General features: G+C 49.2%; 22 protein-coding genes. 12 read left to right on the top strand and 10 right to left on the bottom strand.

All coding sequences use genetic code 11. The features are described 5' to 3' along the window. Positions 1-170 precede the first annotated feature (170 nt). The gene (atpD, locus tag BW972_RS00720) at positions 171-1,676 is read left to right on the top strand and encodes a F0F1 ATP synthase subunit beta (RefSeq protein ID WP_076420409.1); all 1,506 of its coding nucleotides are present in this window, start codon (positions 171-173) and stop codon (positions 1,674-1,676) included. A 94-nt stretch (positions 1,677-1,770) separates the two neighbouring features. After that, complete coding sequence (atpC, locus tag BW972_RS00715; RefSeq protein ID WP_007657491.1) at positions 1,771-2,016, top strand: ATP synthase F1 subunit epsilon; 246 nt, start codon at positions 1,771-1,773, stop codon at positions 2,014-2,016. 99 nt (positions 2,017-2,115) lie between these two features. Here the strand turns inward: atpC and BW972_RS00710 are convergent, their stop codons facing one another. From BW972_RS00710 to BW972_RS00695, 4 genes are all read right to left on the bottom strand, one after another. After that, on the bottom strand, positions 2,116-2,658 hold the full coding sequence (locus BW972_RS00710; protein ID WP_007657489.1) for a hypothetical protein: 543 nt from the start codon (positions 2,656-2,658) through the stop codon (positions 2,116-2,118). Between the two features lie 30 nt (positions 2,659-2,688). Continuing rightward, positions 2,689-4,296, bottom strand: coding sequence for a serine hydrolase (locus tag BW972_RS00705; protein ID WP_076421448.1), 1,608 nt, complete (start codon positions 4,294-4,296; stop codon positions 2,689-2,691). Between the two features lie 24 nt (positions 4,297-4,320). Beyond that, complete coding sequence (locus tag BW972_RS00700; protein ID WP_007657486.1) at positions 4,321-4,665, bottom strand: hypothetical protein; 345 nt, start codon at positions 4,663-4,665, stop codon at positions 4,321-4,323. A gap of 211 nt (positions 4,666-4,876) precedes the next feature. Beyond that, positions 4,877-5,944: a flavin reductase family protein gene (locus tag BW972_RS00695; protein WP_076420407.1), complete on the bottom strand. Its 1,068-nt coding sequence runs from the start codon at positions 5,942-5,944 to the stop codon at positions 4,877-4,879. A 145-nt stretch (positions 5,945-6,089) separates the two neighbouring features. Here BW972_RS00695 and BW972_RS00690 point away from each other — a divergent pair, with 145 nt between their 5' ends. Next, positions 6,090-7,223 carry a trans-sulfuration enzyme family protein gene (locus BW972_RS00690; RefSeq protein WP_076420404.1) on the top strand — a complete coding sequence of 378 codons (1,134 nt, stop codon included), beginning with the start codon at positions 6,090-6,092 and terminating at the stop codon, positions 7,221-7,223. 85 nt (positions 7,224-7,308) lie between these two features. Beyond that, positions 7,309-8,133 (top strand): 4-(cytidine 5'-diphospho)-2-C-methyl-D-erythritol kinase, encoded by an 825-nt coding sequence (ispE, locus tag BW972_RS00685; RefSeq protein ID WP_083674039.1) that lies wholly within the window; start codon positions 7,309-7,311, stop codon positions 8,131-8,133. On the opposite strand, the gene BW972_RS00680 is transcribed toward ispE, so the two are convergent. The 3 genes from BW972_RS00680 to tgt are packed head-to-tail and all read right to left on the bottom strand — an operon-like array spanning position 8,089 to position 11,251. Then, positions 8,089-9,030, bottom strand: coding sequence for a DMT family transporter (locus BW972_RS00680; protein WP_076420402.1), 942 nt, complete (start codon positions 9,028-9,030; stop codon positions 8,089-8,091). The genes ispE and BW972_RS00680 overlap by 45 nt on opposite strands. Next, positions 9,030-10,106 (bottom strand): LptF/LptG family permease, encoded by a 1,077-nt coding sequence (locus BW972_RS00675; protein WP_076420400.1) that lies wholly within the window; start codon positions 10,104-10,106, stop codon positions 9,030-9,032. Before BW972_RS00675 ends, BW972_RS00680 begins: the two co-directional genes overlap by 1 nt. 14 nt (positions 10,107-10,120) lie before the next feature. Then, positions 10,121-11,251: a tRNA guanosine(34) transglycosylase Tgt gene (tgt, locus tag BW972_RS00670; protein WP_076420398.1), complete on the bottom strand. Its 1,131-nt coding sequence runs from the start codon at positions 11,249-11,251 to the stop codon at positions 10,121-10,123. Between the two features lie 275 nt (positions 11,252-11,526). Between tgt and BW972_RS00665 the strand changes: the two genes are divergently transcribed. From BW972_RS00665 to rsmG, 4 genes are all read left to right on the top strand, one after another. Beyond that, positions 11,527-12,630, top strand: coding sequence for a glycosyltransferase (locus BW972_RS00665; RefSeq protein WP_076420396.1), 1,104 nt, complete (start codon positions 11,527-11,529; stop codon positions 12,628-12,630). Then, complete coding sequence (locus BW972_RS00660) at positions 12,621-13,229, top strand: RNA polymerase sigma factor (RefSeq protein ID WP_007659731.1); 609 nt, start codon at positions 12,621-12,623, stop codon at positions 13,227-13,229. Before BW972_RS00665 ends, BW972_RS00660 begins: the two co-directional genes overlap by 10 nt. Positions 13,230-13,433: 204 nt before the next feature. Beyond that, on the top strand, positions 13,434-13,646 hold the full coding sequence (locus BW972_RS00655; RefSeq protein ID WP_007659733.1) for a hypothetical protein: 213 nt from the start codon (positions 13,434-13,436) through the stop codon (positions 13,644-13,646). A gap of 78 nt (positions 13,647-13,724) precedes the next feature. Further along, positions 13,725-14,357: a 16S rRNA (guanine(527)-N(7))-methyltransferase RsmG gene (rsmG, locus tag BW972_RS00650; protein ID WP_007659735.1), complete on the top strand. Its 633-nt coding sequence runs from the start codon at positions 13,725-13,727 to the stop codon at positions 14,355-14,357. A 3-nt stretch (positions 14,358-14,360) separates the two neighbouring features. Here the strand turns inward: rsmG and BW972_RS00645 are convergent, their stop codons facing one another. After that, a complete protein-coding gene (locus tag BW972_RS00645) occupies positions 14,361-15,314 on the bottom strand; it encodes a YheT family hydrolase (protein ID WP_076420394.1) in 954 nt (317 codons plus the stop codon). Positions 15,315-15,438: 124 nt separating this feature from the next. On the opposite strand from BW972_RS00645, the gene BW972_RS00640 reads away from it, so the two are divergent. The 3 genes from BW972_RS00640 to rpsT all read left to right on the top strand — a co-directional run bounded on the left by BW972_RS00640 (position 15,439) and on the right by rpsT (position 17,094). Then, a complete protein-coding gene (locus BW972_RS00640) occupies positions 15,439-15,807 on the top strand; it encodes a hypothetical protein (protein ID WP_076420393.1) in 369 nt (122 codons plus the stop codon). 140 nt (positions 15,808-15,947) lie between these two features. Beyond that, the gene (locus BW972_RS00635) at positions 15,948-16,325 is read left to right on the top strand and encodes a hypothetical protein (protein WP_234986257.1); all 378 of its coding nucleotides are present in this window, start codon (positions 15,948-15,950) and stop codon (positions 16,323-16,325) included. A 508-nt stretch (positions 16,326-16,833) separates the two neighbouring features. Then, entirely contained in the window at positions 16,834-17,094 is a 261-nt protein-coding gene (gene rpsT / locus BW972_RS00630) for a 30S ribosomal protein S20 (RefSeq protein WP_007659742.1), read from the top strand. A gap of 491 nt (positions 17,095-17,585) precedes the next feature. Here rpsT and pyk read toward each other — a convergent pair whose 3' ends face one another. Both pyk and BW972_RS00620 read right to left on the bottom strand, forming a co-directional pair. After that, positions 17,586-19,013: a pyruvate kinase gene (pyk, locus tag BW972_RS00625; RefSeq protein ID WP_076420389.1), complete on the bottom strand. Its 1,428-nt coding sequence runs from the start codon at positions 19,011-19,013 to the stop codon at positions 17,586-17,588. Between the two features lie 3 nt (positions 19,014-19,016). Continuing rightward, positions 19,017-19,448, bottom strand: coding sequence for an IPExxxVDY family protein (locus BW972_RS00620; protein WP_007659743.1), 432 nt, complete (start codon positions 19,446-19,448; stop codon positions 19,017-19,019). 159 nt (positions 19,449-19,607) lie between these two features. Between BW972_RS00620 and BW972_RS00615 the strand changes: the two genes are divergently transcribed. Then, positions 19,608-19,844: an acyl carrier protein gene (locus BW972_RS00615; protein WP_007659745.1), complete on the top strand. Its 237-nt coding sequence runs from the start codon at positions 19,608-19,610 to the stop codon at positions 19,842-19,844. Positions 19,845-19,877 lie beyond the last annotated feature (33 nt).

The raw sequence follows: 19,877 nt of genomic DNA, 5'->3' as shown, positions 1-19,877 counted from the left end.
GGCGGTAGTTCACTGACACGCGGTCAGCTATGTTTTGTACCCAGGCTGCTACCATTTGATTTTGAGTAAGTTAAAACTTTTTGGGGTGTTGTGTGGAATTGTCCCTTTTATACATTAGTTTTGCGCCTTGAAATAACTCCGTTATACAGTTAATCAATATAAAAAGTCAAATGGCGAATATTGGCAGAATTACCCAGGTTATCGGTCCGGTTGTGGACGTTAGCTTTGCGGGTGAAAACGCAAAATTACCAAACATCCTCGATGCGCTTGAGGTAATTAAAGAAAACGGCCAACGTATCGTGCTAGAGGTGCAGCAGCACCTTGGCGAAGATCGTGTACGTACCATTGCGATGGACTCCAGCGAAGGCCTTACCCGTGGTGCACAGGTAACTGACCTGGGTGGCCCAATCACGATGCCTACTGGCGATGCTATCAATGGTCGTCTGTTCAACGTAATTGGCGAGGCGATCGATGGTATTCCTCAGCCTGCTACTACTACCCGTCTGCCAATTCACCGCGCTGCGCCGCGTTTCGAAGAACTGGCAACGTCTTCTGAAATCCTTTATACTGGTATCAAAGTAATTGACCTGCTGGCCCCTTATGTAAAAGGTGGTAAAATTGGTCTGTTTGGTGGTGCCGGTGTAGGTAAAACGGTATTGATCATGGAGCTGGTAAACAACATTGCCAAGGCCTACTCAGGTCTGTCTGTGTTTGCCGGTGTAGGTGAGCGTACCCGCGAAGGAAATGACTTGCTTCGTGAATTCCTGGAGTCAGACATTATCCGTTACGGTGCAGAGTTTAAGCACTCAATGGAAGCTGGCGGATGGGACCTGTCTAAAGTGGACATGGCGGAACTGGAGAAATCGCAGGCGACGCTGGTGTTCGGTCAGATGAACGAGCCTCCTGGGGCGCGTGCACGTGTGGCCCTGTCAGGTCTTACAATCGCTGAAAACTTCCGTGATGGTGATGGCACTGGTGCTGGTCGCGATATCCTTTTCTTCATCGACAACATCTTCCGCTTCACGCAGGCGGGCTCTGAGGTGTCGGCCCTTCTTGGTCGTATGCCATCAGCGGTAGGTTACCAGCCAACGCTGGCAACGGAGATGGGTGCCATGCAGGAGCGTATCACGTCAACTAAGCGTGGTTCCATTACATCTGTACAGGCCGTTTACGTACCTGCGGATGACTTGACTGACCCGGCTCCAGCGACAACGTTCGCTCACCTGGACGCTACAACAGTACTTTCCCGTAAGATCGCCGAGCTTGGTATCTACCCAGCTGTGGATCCATTGGACTCTACTTCACGCATTCTTTCTGCCGACGTATTGGGTGATGACCACTACGGTACAGCACAGCGCGTTAAGGAGATTCTGCAGCGTTACAAAGAACTTCAGGACATCATCGCCATCCTTGGTATGGACGAACTTTCTGAAGAAGATAAGCAGGTGGTACACAGAGCGCGCCGTGTGCAGCGTTTCCTGTCTCAGCCTTTCCACGTAGCCGAGCAGTTCACTGGCCTTGCCGGTGTACTTGTAGACATCAAAGACACCATCCGTGGCTTCAACGAGATCATGGACGGTAAATACGATCACCTGCCTGAGGCAGCCTTCAACCTGGTAGGTACCATTGAAGACGCCGTAGCGAAAGGTGAGAAGATGATGGCCGAAGCTAAGTAATTTATAATTAGTTAAAAGTTAAGAGTTGAAAGTTAAGGGTTGGTTTTCCAGCAGTGACTTTTAACTCTTAACTCTAAACTCTTAACTAATAAAGATGTATTTAGAGATAATCACACCAGATAAGAAGGTTTTTGCCGGTGAGGTAGAGGCTGCTCAGTTTCCAGGCACCAACGGCTCGTTCGAAGTGCTGGACTCGCACGCTCCCCTTATCAGCACCCTCGAAAATGGCAGAATCCGTATCACTACCGCGCAAGGACAAACGTTCTACAACGTGGATGGTGGTGTGGTAGAAGTGCTGAACAACAAGATCATTGTACTGGCTGAGTCAGTAAGCGAATAGTACAGCACCCGCTAAAACATAAAGAAGCCCCTTCTGTTCGACAAGAGCAGAAGGGGCTTTTGGTTTCTTCGGGGCACAGTAGAGATATTGCCCGCTTAATCAAAAAGCTGTACCTATTCCAAGGTATAAGGTTTCAGGATAGCCGGCGCCACACCGGAACAGGAAGCGGCTGGCAGGCTTTTGGAACCTGTAACCCGCTGTGCCAATAGCCCTGATATGGATGTAATTTGATTTTGGTGGCTGCGGCTCGCCAAGGTATTCGTTTATGTCTCTTGCATTGTCATAGGCACTTTCATCGACCATGCGGGCTAGCCCGAAATTGAGCTCAAAATGGCTATTCTTCTTTCCTGTCATGGTACCAAGCATCAGCGACTGGTAGGGTCCTCCCGATGACCAGACACCCCAGCCACCAATTCCAGCTTTTGCCCACAAACCCTGTAGCGAACTCTTCTTGCTTGACAGTAGCATCCGTTCGTAGTGCAGGTTGTAAGCACCCATCAGTCCAACAGTACCAACAGTCGCAAGTATAGCGTTCTTCCGGAAGCTTTCTGGGGCTTCAGTGATAGCCTGCTCTTGTGCATAGGTATGGGAGCAAAGCAGGAAGGCAGCTCCAATGGTCAGGTAAACACTTTTTCCGGTCATGGTGATAGCTGGTATAAGGTATAGCTGCCCCTATTTTTTTACTGGAGCTGCTGAGCTTTGCGGCACAACCTGTACTCTTTTGAAGTCCAGGTCGTGGAAGTCATAGCTGAAGTCGGTGAGCGGAGAGACGGCTTTCATATTAATGCCAGAGAGCTTGCCTTCCTGGTCGGGCACATACACCACAAAGGCATCGGCCTCGAAGCTACGGTCTGTCCATTTCACGACAAAAGTGTTGTCTTTGTAGTAGAGCATTTCACCCTGCAGCCTCGGCGATCGGAGTGATTTGAAGTACAGCTTGTTCTTTTGCTTGTAGATTTCCACATGGCCGAACCACTTGTCTTCGAAAGTGCCTACGTAGCTGTCAAAAGCTACTTTTGATTTCTTCTCTTTCAGCACCTTGTTTACATCTCCCCAGATCTTGTCGGTGTATGCAGTCGCTTCCGCCATGTACTCATCCTCTTCTTGCTTCAGCTCCGCTACCCAATCATGTGCTTCCATACCCAGGTAAGCCTGCTTGATGGTGTTAGTGATGGAGCGGAAAGCCTGCCCGTTTTGCTGGTTGGTGAGTACGATGATGCCCACATTGAGCTCCGGCAGCATGGTTACCTGGCTCACCATACCTGGCAGACCGCCTGTGTGGCTTACCTCTTTGTGTCCTTTAACATCGCTCAGGAACCAGCCCAGGCCGTAAGAGCGGAAGTGGGTGTTAAAAGGGCTTTTGCCATGGTAAGGTATAATGGTTTGCGGCGTCCACTGCTCCCGGATTACCTTTTGTGTGAGCAGTCGCTGCTTGAGGTCGTTACCATACCTGCCATCGTTCATCAGCATGATCAGCCACTTGCTCAGGTCATGCACGCTGGTGTACATACCCCCGGCAGCGGCACCAAAGGGCAGGTTGTAGCGGTCAATTATTTTTAACTTACCTTCCACCACAGCATGGGCTTCGATGGTATTGCTCAGGCCGAGGAGCCTTTCGTAGCTGGCTGCACTGCGGGCCATACCTAGTGGCTGCAATATGCGCTTCTCCGTAAACTCTGACCAGCTGTTGCCTGTCACGCGAGCCACTACCTCTCCGGCTATGATGTAAAGCAGGTTGTCATAGTCATACTTTGACCTGAAATCGGATACCGGTCTCAGGTATTGTATGTTGCGGATCAGGTCGTTCACGGTGAAGTCGTTGCCGTCGGGGAACATCATCAGGTCGCCAGCTCCAAGGCCCAGTCCGCTGCGGTGGGTGAGGAGGTCCCGGATGGTAAACTCCTCTGTCACGTAGTCGTTGTAAAGTCGGAACTCTGGTATATACTTCACCACTTTATCGTCCCATTTGATCTTGCCTTCTTCGACCAGCAAACCCAGTGATGCCGCCGTGAAGGCCTTAGTGTTGGATGCTACACCGAACAAGGTATGCTCGTTTGTTTTTTCGCCGGTGCTGATCGAGTTTACGCCGTAGCCCTTCATGTGCACTACTTTGCCATCCTTTACCACAGCTACGGCTATACCTGGCACCCGAAAGGCGGTCATGGCCCGTTCCACCACCTGATCGATGTCCTGTGAAGAAATAGACTGTGCGCGGAGGGGAAGAACTGAGCTCAGCCAAAGGAGCGCAAAGACAAAAAGTATCGGTGTAGATTTTTTCATGATCATCAAAGTCGGCTAATGTAGTTATGGTTTTCTGACAGGCATCGGGAAGGCTACCGTGGAGTCGGGTTTCAGGGCCAGTATATGAAACTGAATAGTGGAGTCAGGCACCAGAATAGGCATGGTGAACTGTGGGGCACTGTCTTTTGCTGTGGCAGCGCTTTGGGGAGTAGACTTTGGAAACAGGCTATACCTGCTGCCTGGCTTCTCAAGTGAATTGAGCTTGCTCGTGGAGGAGTCTTTACCCAGGTAATCTAACTCAAGTTGGTTATTGAGTGGTTTCAAGCGGAGCTGTGGACGGTTTAAATCCTGTGCCTGTGCTGACAAGGATAAGAGCACCAGGCCGGCAATAGCGGTGATTGTTTTCATTATTTGTGCAGTTGTTTGATGCTGTTTTGAGAATAAACCAGCCTGTGATGCCTATTTGCCAGGTTTTTTTACCTAATGATGTTTCAGGTTCTGAATCGAAAGCAGTATAAGGCAAGCAGACTAAGCCTGTCTAAATATAGTTAAATCTTAATTCGATTTATGAAACAAACTACACTTTTTAGAAGATATTGTAGAATTCAGGAAAGTTTAGCTACATGATTTCCAGCTCTACATCTCCGCCTACCGGAAAGGCTACACAAGTGAGTGTCATTCCTTTTTCGATGTCCCGCTCCGTGAGTACCTCGTTGTACGACATCCATACCTTGCCCTTCAGCACCCTGGCCAGGCAACTACCGCACTTTCCGGTTTCGCAGCTGTAGGGCATGGGAATGCCAGCCTGACGGGCACTCTGGAGGATGTTGTTAGGATAGCGCGAAATGATCTGGTGCGTGCCGCCGCCGATATGCAGGGTGACATTATGGGCAGCCGTGTCAGGTGGCATCAGTTTGGCAGGTTTTCGGATGTCAGTGTTGAAAATCTCTTTGCGGATGTTGCTCTCCGGTATGCCGAACTGACGCAGCGCAAAAGACATCAGGCGCATGTAGTTGTCGGGTCCACAGATGTAGAAAAGCAGCTCACCATGCGGCACCCTGGAAAGTGAGCTTATAAAACGCTGAAGCAGGTCTTTGTGCAATCGTGCCCGGCTCAGGTCTGGGGAATTGCTGAACAGAAACTCCGTATGAAACCTGTCCGGGAAGTCAGTAGTCAACTGCTGGAGAGGCTTCAGGAACATGGCTTTCTCCGGGAAGCTATTGCTGTAAAACAGCACAGCCGAGAGATCCGGGCGGGCGTGCAGCAGCGTCTTGAGCAGTGAATAAATGGGTGTGATGCCGCTGCCGGCTGCCAGGAAGAAAAGCTGCTTATACTCTGTGCTCTCTTCGGGCAAGGTAAACAGACCAGCTGCCCCAGTTGTGATCAACTTATCGCCGACACGGGCATTGTCGATGAGCATACGCGAGAACAGGCCGTTCTCAATGCGCTTGACGCCGATGGTAAGCGGCTCCTGCAGCGCAGGGGAGGAGGTGATGGAGTAGGAGCGACGGACTTCACCGTGCGTGCTGTGGTGCACCAGGGTGAGGTATTGGCCGGCTTTGTAAGGAAGAGGCTTGCCATCCTCAGGCTCCAGCACAAAGGTCTTCACGCCGGGCACCTCCTCCTGTATATGGCGGATGATCAGGCTGCGGTAATGTCTGTTATCGTCAGGTACAGGGTGTGTCATTTTTGTTCTCGAAACTTATTGGCTATACGGGACCGACAGCCTTGGGTGAAAGTAAACACGTTGTCTCACCTCAAAAATAAACAGGTTTGCCGGTCTATTTCCAAAACCTGCCTATCTTTAACGAAGAAATACGCTATACCTGACCATGGCACAGATTCACCCCAAAACCACGCCCATCTACCAGACTTCGGTCTTCACGTTTGAAGACTTGAACGACCTGGAGCTATACTTTGAGCAGCCGGACCAAAAGTATATGTACTCCCGGTACGGGAACCCCAACTCTGATGAACTGGCCGAGGAGGTGAACAAACTGGAAGAAGGGGAGGGCGCAGTAGCTACATCCTCAGGTATGTCAGCTATACTTACGGCAGTACTTACGTATTGTCAGTCAGGCGACCACCTGCTGTGCGCAGAGGAGATCTACGGCGGTTCAGCGGCCCTGCTGTCGCAGGAACTGACCCGCATGGGGATAGCAGTAAGTTATGTGCCGAGCCAGGAGCTCTACACCTTGGATGGGCATGTAAAGGAAAATACAAAGCTGTTGTTAGCTGAGACTATGAGCAATCCGCTTCTACAGGTGGTAGACCTGCAGCGCCTCTCAGCCGAAACCAAACGCACCGGTATCAAGCTGCTAATCGACAATACTTTCGCCACTCCGGTCATCACCAAGCCCCTGCACCTCGGTGCTGACATGGTGATTCATAGCGTGACCAAATACCTGTCAGGACACAGCGACGTGACAGCGGGCACTGTGGTAGCAGCCAAAGCAGAAGACATGGAGCGCAGTAAACAGATCATGCGGGTGTACGGCCTTAACCTAAGCCCTTTTGAGAGCTGGCTGGCTGCACGTGGTCTTAAAACGCTGCAGGTGCGCATGAAACAGCACTGCTTCAATGCGCTGGCAGTAGCCGAGTTTTTGAGCCGCCACCCTAAGGTGAAACAGGTATGGTATCCGGGGCTACCGCAGCACCCGCAACACAAACTGTCCAAGGCGCAGGGGTGCGGTATGTTCGGAGGAATGCTTTCTTTCCGCCTCGAAGATGATCTGGAAACAGTTAACAGTTTCATGAAGGCGCTGCAGCATATTCCGTTTGCCCCATCGCTGGCAGGTGTGAGCAGCTCCATATCCCACCCACTCCGTACCTCACACCGCAGCCTCAACCCAGAGCAACAGCAGAAACTGGGCATCACGCTTGGGGTTATTCGTCTGTCGGTAGGTATAGAGGAAACCGTAGAATTGCTGGCTGACCTGGCGCAGGCGCTGGAGAAAACGAAATGAGTTTGGGAGCTTAAGAGTCAGAAAGTCTGGAAGGAAGTATACCTGAGCCTAAAAGCACAAGTATATCCTGAGACGAGCTCCTTACATGATCAAGACCATATCTATGCTGGATTTTCCGAATGCTAAAATAAACCTGGGCTTGCTGGTCACGGAGAAGCGCCCTGACGGATTTCATAACCTGGAGTCGTGCTTCTACCCTATGGGATGGTGCGATGCACTGGAGATTGTACAGGCAGACGAACTGACGTTCACCATGAGCGGACTGCCTGTGCCTGGCAATCCCGACAGCAATCTGTGTCTGAAGGCCTATAAACTGCTGCAGCAGGGCTTTCAGTTACCACCGGTGCACATGCACCTGCACAAGGTCATTCCGATGGGAGCGGGCCTTGGAGGCGGCTCCTCCGATGCGGCCTTTACCCTGAAGCAGCTCAATTCCCTTTTCGAACTTAACCTGACTCCTGAAAAGCTGGAAGATTACGCTCGCCAACTTGGGAGCGACTGTGCCTTCTTTATCCGGAACGAGCCTGTAGTGGCAGTAGAGAAAGGGGATGTGTTTAAGCCGACATCCGTAAACCTGGATGGCTATACCTGTGTGTTGGTCTACCCTGGTATACACATTACTACTGCCGAGGCTTACGGCAACATCGTCCCGAAAAAGCCGAGCTGCGGCATAGAGATGTTCCTGAAGCAGGATGTGGGGGTATGGAAAGAAGTACTCAAAAATGATTTTGAAGAAGCGCTTTTCCCAAGCTATCCGGAGTTGGCAGGTATAAAGCAACAACTGTACAACGCAGGCGCAGACTATGCTTCCATGACTGGCTCAGGATCGACGATTTATGGTCTTTTCAAGAAGGAGCCAGCCAACCTAGTCTTTCCCGGCCACTACCTTCTCTGGAAAGGCCTGCTTTAACTTTTTGCGGCGCTCGGTATACGTGTCCAGCACAGGGTGGATGAAGACACTGAGCAGGATGATGGTAGCTCCAATGTAAAAGTTGGAGGTCACCTGTTCATTCTCGTTGAAAATGATCCACGCCAGCAGGATGCCGTAAATCGGCTCCATGTTCACAGTAAGGTTTACGGTGTAGGCCGAAATCTTCTGCATCAGCCTAACTGATGCGGTGTAGGCATACACCGTACACACCACTGCCAGCAGCAGGAGGTATACCCAGTCCATGCTGTTCATAGCAAAGTTTAGCGTACCTGTCTCTGTGAACAGATCGGCATAGAATGGAAAGAACAGTGCTGTGCCAATGCAAGCGCCTGCCATTTCGTAAGCCGTGATGGTAGTGGAAGGATGCTTCTTGGCCAAACGGGCATTGATGATGGTAAAAATAGCGCCCAGTAGTGCAGAACCCACTGCCATACCTATCCCCAGCATGTTGTCAAATTCTGTTTCGGCCTGGAAGATGATGTAAAGCCCCATCAGGATGATGAGTCCCAGCAGGATTTCATGCACTTTGAGTTTTTTGCTAGTGAAGGCAGGTTCCAGCAGGGCAGTCCAAAGGCTACAGGTGGCCATACCTACCAGGCAAAGTGAAACGGAGGAGATACGTGCAGAGGCAAAAAACAGGATCCAATGCGCGGAGATCATCAGCCCGACTCCCATGATAATAAATAGGTTATTGCGCCCCAGCCAGAACTGCGTCTTACGACGGTAAATGATAGCGCCCAGTGCCAGTGCTGCAATCAGTGTGCGGAGGAACACCAATTCCACTGCCGGAATGGTGATCAGTTTACCAAGTATGGCCGTGAAGCCCCATAACAATACGATGAAATGGAGCTCAATAAAATCCTTCAGACGCGGCATTAGCGTGGAATATAACGATAGAGTAGAAAGCCTATACCTGTAAAAATAATGCTCGGCACCCAGGCCGCATACATCGGTTCGAGGTCACCGACCTGCGCCAGACTGCGACTCGTGATCACAAAGATGATAAACACGAAGGCCAGGAAGAAACCCAGTGCAATCTGCATACCGACGCCACCGCGTGCCTTGCGGGCACTCACAATCACCCCAATTACCGTCAGGATAATGATAGCGAAAGGATAGCTGTAGCGTTCGTATTTCTCGATCAGGTAAGTCTCGATATCATCAGCTCCCCGGCTGATCTTTTCATCTATAAAGCGGTTCAACTCGGGCAAGGTCATAGTCTGCTCCAGCTTGTAGGTACTCTCAAAGTCTTTGGGCAGCATGTTGAGTGTCGTATCCAGGGCCCCACCGTGGTAGATGCTTTCGTTCTCGCCATCAAAAGTGCGCAAGGTATAGCGGTCCACTCGCCACTTCTGAATCTCCGGATTCCACTGTACGCTGCTGGCTGTTAGCTTTTTACTCAGGTTGGTGCCTTTTATTTCCTCAATGGCGAAGTTATAGCCAACGTGCGCCGTGTTGTTATAGCTTTCCATGTACACATAGGTGTCAGGCGCTATTTTGAGGTGGATATTGCGGCTGTCGTAGGTAAACGGGCTTTTCACATATTTCACCTGAAAGGCCACACTCTCTTTGTTTGAGTTCGGGATAACCCAACCGATCAGACCAAAGATCAAGGCACCAATGATGGTAGCCCCGATCAGGTATGGCACCAGGAAACGCTTGAAGCTCACTCCACCGCTCAGGATTGCTACGATCTCGGTATGCGAGGCCATTTTGGAGGTTACAAACACCGTCGCGATGAAAACCGTGATCGGGCTCAGCATGTTCGCATAGAATGGGATCAGGTGGATGTAATAGTCGAAGATGATCTCTGAAATGGGCACATTGTGCTTGATGAAGTCGTCGTTCTTCTCCGTGAAGTCAATCACCAGAATCACCGCGACCATGATCAGCACCGTGAACACATAGGTGGTCAGGAACTTCTTCAGTATGTATTTGTCAATTAGCTTCAAGCTTATCTAGTTTTTTACAATCTCGTCATTAGTTTTTTCACCATCACGTCTTTCCAATCGCGGAAAGTGCCGTCAATGATGTGCTGGCGTGCCTGTTTCACCAACCAGAGGTAGAACGTCAGGTTATGCACGCTAGCGATCTGTCCGGCCAGGTACTCGCCGCTGTGAACGAGGTGGCGCAGGTAAGCCTTGCTGTAGAACGTGCTTACATAGCCGCCTAGTTCCGCATCGATCGGGCTGTGGTCGGTGGACCACTTCTGGTTGCGTATGTTAATGATGCCCTGCGTCGTGAACAGCATGCCGTTTCGGGCATTGCGGGTCGGCAGTACACAGTCAAACATATCCACACCTAAGGCAATATTCTCCAGTATGTTAGCCGGTGTACCTACTCCCATCAGGTAGCGCGGCTTATCGGCCGGCAGGATGTCACACACGATCTCGGTCATCTCGTACATCATCTCGGCTGGCTCGCCCACTGACAGGCCTCCTATGGCATTGCCTTCGCGGCCAAAGCTGGCGATGGTCTCAGCGGACTGCACACGCAGGTCCTTGTAGGTACTGCCCTGCACGATCGGGAAGAGCGTCTGGTCGTAGCCATACTTCGGCTCCGTGCTGTCGAAACGGTCGACGCAGCGCTGCAGCCAGCGGTGCGTGCGCTCCATCGAATTTTTGGCGTAGGTATAGTCGCAAGGGTAGGGCGTACACTCGTCAAAAGCCATGATGATGTCGGCGCCGATTGTGCGCTGCGTATCCATCACGTTCTCGGGCGTGAAGTCCAGCGCCGAGCCATCGATATGGGATTTGAACTTGACGCCTTCCTCTTTGATCTTGCGCGTACCGGCCAGCGAAAACACCTGATAGCCGCCGCTGTCGGTCAGGATCGGGCGGTCCCAGCCGTTGAACTTGTGCAAGCCACCGGCCTGCTCGAGTATGTTGAGGCCTGGCCTCAGGTATAGGTGGTAAGTATTGCCCAGGATGATCTCGGCCTTAATGTCTTCCTTCAGTTCGCGCTGGTGAACCGCTTTCACGGTGCCTGCCGTACCTACGGGCATGAAAATCGGGGTTTCGATGGCACCATGGGCTGTTTGTACTACGCCGGCACGGGCCTTTGACTGTATATCTTTTGCTACTAATGAAAACTCCATGGTCTGTGATTGTCAGCGCGGTATGCTACAAGAAGCACGCCAACTAGTTCAGCGGCACGGATGCCGCTCGTTATTGCTAAATGGTTATCGGAATAATCTGCAAAGATACAAAGCGTGAGAGCACAAACATAAACAATTATTAAATCGCACAAATGTTCCTAAATGGCTTAATTATACCTATTTTTGATTGGTTAAACCGGTTGTAGCGGTGTGTACGGTCTGGTGTGTTGTGCTGTCAACGATTTAACCATTAACAATTCAACGATTAGCAAGATTTGATTCCACTTATACTCCTGGCAGTGCTGGCTTTTTGCGTGCTGGTGCAGCTATACTATGCTTTGTTCTACTTCCTGCCCCTAAGCAGGTATACCGACCCGGAGCCAGACACCCAGCGGCCTGTGTCAGTGATCGTGGCGGCTCACAATGAGCAGGACAATCTGTTTGAGCTCCTGCCCATGCTGCTCGACCAGCAGTACCCTGAGTTTGAGGTTATCCTGGTAAACGATCGCTCTGACGACGACACCGAGTTTTATGTGTATGAGCTCGAGCGCCAGTTCCCTAACTTCAGGGTAGTCACCATCAAGAAGACCCCGGAATACCTGAATCCGAAGAAATATGCCTTAGCGCTGGGTATACGCGCCGCCAGGTACGAACACATGCTGTTCACGGATGCAGACTGCCGCCCTTGCAGCGAACACTGGATAGAGAAAATGCAAAGTGGCTATCAGGCTGGTGCTGATTTGGTTATAGGTTATTCTCCCTACAAAAAGTTAAGCGGTTTTCTCAATCATCTTATCCGATATGAAACCTTACTGACCGCAATTCAGTATCTGTCTCATGCAAACAAAGGACACGCTTACATGGGCGTTGGCCGAAACTTATCGTATACTAAGTCATGTTTCTTTAGGAACAAGGGGTTTGCATCTCATATCAAGACTACTGGCGGCGACGATGATCTTTTTGTCAGAGATGCCGTCAACAATAGTAAAGCAAGCATTGTTATCAGCAAGGAAGGGCAAACAATCAGTATTCCCAAAAAGACGTTTCGGGAATGGCTGATACAAAAAAGAAGGCACATGGCCGCCGGCAGGCAGTACAATGCGGCAGACAAAGGAAGGATAGGAACTTTTATTTCATCCAATATTCTTTTTTACACGCTAGTAATTATTCTTCTTGTTCTAAATAGCCATTTGACTATATTGGCTGCGCTCATTGGGATTCGCTATCTGATAGTGTTCCCGATCTACGTAAGCGTAGCTCGCAGACTTGACGAAGAGGTATCTTTGCCGTTGTTGCCGCTGCTCGATATTGCCTATTTTTTTAGTTACCTGCTCCTTGGGGTATCCGTAGTATTGAACAAACGAATCAGATGGAAGTAAACAAACAATTCTCCGCAAAAGCGAAACACGATTTCAAACTGATACAGGCGGCTGTTGAAGAAAACGATGAGAAAGCTTATGCTGAGTTGATGAGCATCTATAAGAAGCCGGTATATCACGTGGTACTCAAAATGGTTCGCAACGCCGACGATGCGGAGGACCTGACCATAGAGGCTTTTGCCAAAGCTTTTCGCAACCTGCATAAGTTTAACCCGGAGTATGCCTTCAGTACCTGGCTGTTCCGTATCGCCACCAACAACTGCATCGACTTTATCCGTAAGAACCGCATCAAGACGATGAGCATCGACTCAGCGATCAAGATCGACAACGGCGACGAGATCACGATCGATTTCAAAGATAAGAACCTCAACCCGCAGGAAGAGGCCATTAAGAACCAGAAAATCGAGATCATGCAGTACGTGGTGGCCAAACTGCCCGAAAAGTACCAGCGCCTCGTGACACTGCGTTACTTCAACGAACTGTCATACGAAGAGATCGCCACTGAACTGAACGCTCCACTTGGCACCGTAAAAGCCCAGCTGCACCGCGCCCGCGAGTTGCTTTATGACATGGTGAAGAATAAGAAGCACTTGATTTAATTGTTTATTGTTTTTCAATACAATCGTGTTGTGATCCAACAATTAACAATCATAAAATATTGATTACGTTTTTAGAGCTCCTGTTGCTTTGTGCGGCAGGGGCTTTATTTTTAGGCTGATTCCGTACATATTTCCTATTTTTGCGATGCCTGAGGCGAATGCAGGGCAAAAAAGAATAGAAGCTATACCTTGCCATAACAGACGATGCGTAACCTGAGCGAAGCCATACTGGAACGAATGGGCCGTTTTCATCTATACTTGCGATACAGGGGAAGGGGTGAGCAAGAGCTACATCGCAAATACGAAGGCCAATACCGTAACGCCGGTCTGGTGCTGCTCTTTGATCTCTTTATGGCCCTGGCCGTAGTGGTAGTTGTAGCCGTATTGGCAGGTATAGTATACCTTGTAGCGGGTTAGAAAGCGAATGAGCTGTATGATTAACTCTCAGCTTTTGAACTCTTAAACTCTCAAATTCCTAAACTCTTAAACTCAACCATGTCTATTTCCATCCGCATCCTTTTGTCAGGTTATTTTCCGGAGCTTACCGAAGATCAGCTCGAAAAATATGAGCGCATGGCCGAGCTGTACCGGGAGTGGAATGAGAAGATCAATGTGATCTCGCGCAAAGACATGGAGCACATCGGGGAGCACCATATCCTGCACTCGTTAGGTATAGCCAAGGTGATACAGTTTCCGGCGCAGGCGCATGTGCTGGACGTAGGCACCGGCGGCGGACTGCCCGGACTGCCGTTGGCGGTCATGTTTCCGGAAGTGAAGTTCCACCTTGTAGATTCGATTGGTAAGAAGATACACGTGGTACAGGAGATAGCCCGCGAACTGCATTTGCAAAACGTAACCGCTACCCATACCCGCGCCGAGCAGGTACGCGAGAAATTCGATTTTGTGGTGAGTCGCGCCGTCACCCGTCTGGCCAACTTCTACCCTTGGGTGATGAACAGCTTCAAGAAAGAGGCTATACCTCATAAAGGCATTTATTACCTCAAAGGCGGCGACCTGGAGGAAGAAATAGCTGAATCAGGCCTGATCACAAAGGTATACGACCTGAAAGACTACTTCACAGAAGAGTTTTTTGAGACGAAGAAAGTTGTGGTTGTGCCAATGCCGTAGCGGCTACTCTCCCTCTAGCAGGAATTTCACAGCTCTTGCCTCTGAGTAGTAAACATCATTCCTGAAATCTTCCGCAAAACCTACATGGCCGCCTCCTTCAGGTGTCTCCAGGTACAAGTATGGGTTTTCGTCTGCCTCTTCAAATGGGAAGCAGGACTTTGTGAGGAACGGATCGTTCTGAGCATTTACCAGTAGCGTTGGTACCTGTATATTTCTCAGAAACTGCTTGCTGCTGGAGCGTTTGTAGTAATCCTCAGCATTTTTGAATCCATGGAGTGGTGCCGTATACTTGTCGTCAAACTCGGGGAAGGACCAGAACAAACTGTAGTTGCTGAGATCAAGGGCATCCGGGTACATTTCCTTTTTCTGTTCCAGTTTCTGCCCCAGAGACTTTAAGAAACGTTGGGTATAGATCTTGGAGATGCGCTTTGCAGAGCTCTTGAGATCGATAGGCACCGAAAAGACGGATGCCCGCTTTACTTCAGATGGCACTTGTGCCGGATCTTCGCCCAGGTACTTGAGACTGATGTTGCCTCCAGCACTAAAACCGATCAGGTATACGGTTTCGTAATTGCCCATATTTAAGGCATGCCGCACCACAAAGTCAAGATCGTCGGAAGCACCTAAATGATAGGAGCGGAGCAGCTTATTAGGCTCGCCACTACAGCTGCGGTAGTTCCAGGCGAGCGCATCCACTCCGCATTCATTCAGCGCCTTTACCATGCCCATAATGTAAGGCCGGTGTGAGTCGCCTTCCAGGCCATGTGAGAGCACAGCCAGTGACCGGGACTTAACCCGTGACCAATCCGCATCTATAAAGTCATCATCAGGGGTGATAAGTCGTTCGCGGAGGTAAGTCACTCCTTCCACTTGCCTGAACAAGCTGGGCACAATGGTTTGGATGTGCCCGTTGAAGAGGTAGAATGGGGGTTTATGCTGTGACGGTAAGATTGGCATTAAGTATATGGGTATTTTGTAATCTGTACGAAAACGCTAAAATTACAGCCTTTCTATATGTAGCGCCATATAAGCGATCCGTTTTTACGTATTCTTTACTATAAAACCAACAGAACATAAGACGATGAAGTTTAATAAAAATATAAAAACATGGCTACTGGTCTGCCTGCTGGCAGGCTTTGTGATGGCTTGTTCCTCCGAAACGCGGCACAGTGCCAATCGGGATGTAGAAGAGTTTTCGGCCTGGGTAGATGAAAACAGTACACGCGCTGAAACAGCCACCGAAGAAGAGTGGAATGAAATGGAAGCAGAGTATAACCGCAGAGCTACCGAAATAGAAAAGCGTAGCGCCGACTGGGATGATCAAACCAAAGCGGAATGGGAAAAAGTACAAACCCAATGGCAGGAAACGGTCGGACGATCCGAGACACGCTTCAGAGCATCAGAGGTAGAGCCAGAGTTTGATACAGAGCGGGGAGACACTATACAATAGACTCCTATATATAGAAACGATATACATTTATATGCATTGCTTTGAATATTTATATTCTTTGTGTTGCGCAGCTCGTATAAGGCTCTATAAACAACGATAATTATAAAATGAATATAAAATTGAATCTCAAAACACTAGGTATGGCGCTAACAGTTAGTGCATTTACCTTTGCTTGCAACTCTGAAACACGCACTGAAACGAACAGTGAAATTGATGAAGCACAGGTGGAAATGAATGAAACCGGTGTGGAAACTGAGCGTGAGTACAACGACATGGCCGTGTGGGTAGATGAAAACTCAACACGTGCAGAAAATGCCTCTGAGGAGGAATGGCGTGAAATGAGAGCTGAGTATAGCAGACGCGAAGCTGAGCTTGACGCCAGGAGCGAAACTTGGGACGATGAAGCCAAGAGAGAGTGGGAAGAAGTGAAAGCCAGTTGGAAGCGTACCGAAGACAAAGTGCAGAAGCGCCTTGGCGATGTGGACGTTGATGTAGACGTGGATAGAAATAATAACTAAGCTGAGTTTAGTTAAAGAGCAAGCCTGGGGCTGCAGCGTATAGCTGTGGACTCAGGCTTTTTTATTTATTGGGGGCCACGGGTTGCCTTCCTGTAGTGAACTAAAGCGACTGTCGTGCATATAGGATGCTGTGAGCGCCATGCCTTCTATGATCACTGGGTTATGGAGGTGTAACAAAGTTTCTTGCTAGCGTAGCAGGTATAGCCAGTTCTTCAGGATTGGGTTTGCCTGGTGTTGGCGCGGTCTGTTCGTCTTCTTTGTTACAGGAGCAAGAGAAAAAAAGAGATCAGCAGAAAGAAACGCAGGGATGCCATGGTTTTCAGGCGAATAAAGTGTAATTTTGAAGCATCTTACTTTAGGTAATTGAGCTGAATTATTCCCGGTACAGGGATAAATACCCTACCAGACTTTTTTTATAGCGAGGAGGTTTTGGAATTTAATTTCTAAGATTATATCTTTGCAAACTCATTTAGGATACGCAACGAAATTTTAATTAGTATAAAATAACATGGCTAATCACAAGTCGGCATTAAAGAGAATCAGATCTAACGACGCGAAACGTCTTCGTAACAGATATCAGGCGAAAACTACTCGTACTTTCATCAAAAGGCTGAAAGGCACTACTGACCAGGCCGAGGCGCAAGAACTGTACAAGACAGTTTCGTCTATGCTTGACCGTCTGGCAAAGAAAAACATCATCCACAAAAACAAAGCTGCTAACAACAAGTCAAAACTAGCTAAGTTCGTTAACGGCCTGGCTGCAGCCTAAGTTTTTGCTGGAATACCAGTCTTTAAGCCTTACACATCCGTGTAAGGCTTTTTGTGTTTTCTAAGAACGCTGTTTGGAGGTTAGTTTTTACCTTCAGGCAGCGTTTTTTAATGAATGTATTTTCGTCTTAGTGAGTTGAGTAATGGGGTCGGGTAGGGGGTACTGTAGCTTTCGCCAGGGTATTGCTGCTATTATCATATCTAAGATATAAGCCCTGCAGTGACGTAATACTGGTGCGCATCAAAAACTAGCTCGCGCGCTGGCTATGAAATAAATCAGTTTGCTATACCTCAACTGCCGACGCTATACATAGGCCAGAGGCCCACAATACCCGTCACGAGCGAGGACGCTCGCGCCATGCCAACTAGCCCTGCCGGTTAGGCGAAAACTGTTCCAGGTAAACCTACCCTGCCAAACACCACTCCCTAAAAACAAAAAAATCCTGAAGTTGATGCCAACCTCAGGATTCTGAAAATGAAATCTTACTCCCACTAAGCGATACTCAACTTGATCATGTTAGTACGCTTCTGCTCGTATATCGGCATACTCGCCGTGTTGATGAATACGTCTCCCTTGTTGAGGTAACCAGCCTTCAGGAGCATCTGCTTGATATCCTCAATGGTGGCGTCAGTCGACTCGAACTTGTCGTAGTAGAAGCCACGAACCCCCCACACCAGGTTTAGCGTGTTCAGCAGGCGCTCATTCTCTGTGAAGATGAAAATATCAGCTCTGGTGCGGTACTTAGCCAGTTGGAAAGCTGTGTAACCAGACTTGGTCATGCCGATGACGGCACGTGCGTTCGTGTCGCGGGCAAGGTTACAGGCATTGGCTACAAGGCTGTCGTTGTAAAAAGTCTCGGAGTGCGGGTTCAATATGTAGGTCTTGTTGAAGATCTCAGCCTGGCGCTCCACCTCACTGATCGTTAAGTTCATAGAGCGAATCGTCTCAACCGGATAAGCACCAACTGCTGTCTCAGCACTCAGCATCAGCGTGTCGGCTCCGTCGATCACGGCGTTGGCTACGTCGTTCGTCTCGGCGCGGGTCGGCTTCGGGTTTACGATCATACTTTCCATCATCTGGGTGGCAATGATCACGGGCTTGGCTGACTTGTTGCACTTCTCCACAATCATCTTCTGCAGCATCGGAACACGCTCCATACCTGTTTCCACACCCAGGTCACCGCGGGCTACCATCAGGGCGTCAGATTCGGCAATGATCGCATCAATATTTTTAATCGCCTCAGGCTTCTCAATTTTAGCAATTACGCGGGTATCCTTTCCTCGCTCCTGAATAATGCGCTTGATCTCAAGCACATCTTCTACGCGTCGCACAAACGAGAGGGCAACCCACTCTACATCGTGGTCGAGGCCGAAATGCAGGTCGCGCAGGTCTTTTTCGGTCAGCGAAGGGGCTGAAACAGAAGAGTCCGGCAGGTTGATGCCTTTGCGAGGTTTTACTACGCCACCATATTTCACATCCGCTTCCACCAGGCAGTCTTTGTCAGTGGTGATTACTTTCAACTCGAGTTTGCCATCGTCGAGCAGGATGGTATCGCCAGGGTTTACGTCTTTGGCCAGAGCGGTGTAGCTGGTGCCAAGATGCTCATGGTTGCTGATGGAGCCATCGCAGCGAAGCACTATGCGTTGGCCTTCCTTTATTTCTACGCCGCCGTTCTCTACTTCACCGATGCGGATCTTAGGGCCCTGTAGGTCCTGTACGATGCAGATATTGGTGTTGAAGCGGCGGTTGATTTCGCGAATGTGCTGTATTACCTGTAAATGTTCTTCATGCTCACCGTGCGAAAAGTTAAGGCGGAAAGCATCTACGCCCTCCTGCACGAGTGCCAACAGGCGCTCAAAGGTATTGCTGGCAGGGCCAACAGTGGCCAGTACTTTTGTCTTGTTGAAGAGTATCTTCATAAATCAGAATAATAAGTGTTCCTTGTACTTAAGTGTAAGTGGATCAAATTGTTTCGTGTACTGAATAATGGGGAGGTTGTGAAGCCTCCGTAGCAGCTCCTGGGGATGAAGGTAGTGCTGCAGCGCACCTGATATTTGTAGAATATAGTCATACTCTTTCACATCAGGCAGCATAAAAGGCTTTTTAGTGGTAAGGGTGCCCAGCGCTTTGTTACGGAAAAGGCGCACAGTGCTATGGGTATCATTGTGCTCAAAATGAGAGATGTACATTTTGTGCCTGTCTGTCATTTCGTAGCATAAGTCCGGCTGTCGGGTGAGATTAAGACCCAAAAGGCGATTAAGCGACCAGGCCATCTTGTAATCGCGGCACGAGGCAACCACGCCGAAAAGGGCGAAGCTAAAATCATACTCAATGTCCAGGTGCAATGTTTTCATGGGCTAACAATCAGCGTAATTGCAAATTTATAAACATGAAAGTCTAAAACGACCTTTAAGGCAAAAACTTTTATCACTTACCGAATACCACAATTTTTTTTGACATTGTCTGCCTAATTACATTTCTTTGCACAGTGTTTTAATAAACTATAAGAAAAAATGTCAGAAATCGCAGAAAAAGTAAAGGCTATCATCATCGATAAGCTTGGTGTTGAAGAGTCAGAAGTTACTCCAGAGGCTAGCTTCACAAACGACCTTGGCGCTGATTCATTGGATACAGTAGAGCTTATCATGGAATTCGAGAAAGAATTCAACGTTTCTATTCCAGATGACCAGGCTGAAAACATCGCCACTGTAGGTCAGGCTATCAGCTACCTGGAAGAGCACGCAAAGTAATATAACCCCGATTACCTTATTGTATTAAGTAAT

Source organism: Pontibacter lucknowensis (genome assembly GCF_900156415.1).
Classification (GTDB): Bacteria; Bacteroidota; Bacteroidia; order Cytophagales; family Hymenobacteraceae; genus Pontibacter; species Pontibacter lucknowensis.
This window is presented reverse-complemented; position numbering and strand designations above follow the sequence as displayed.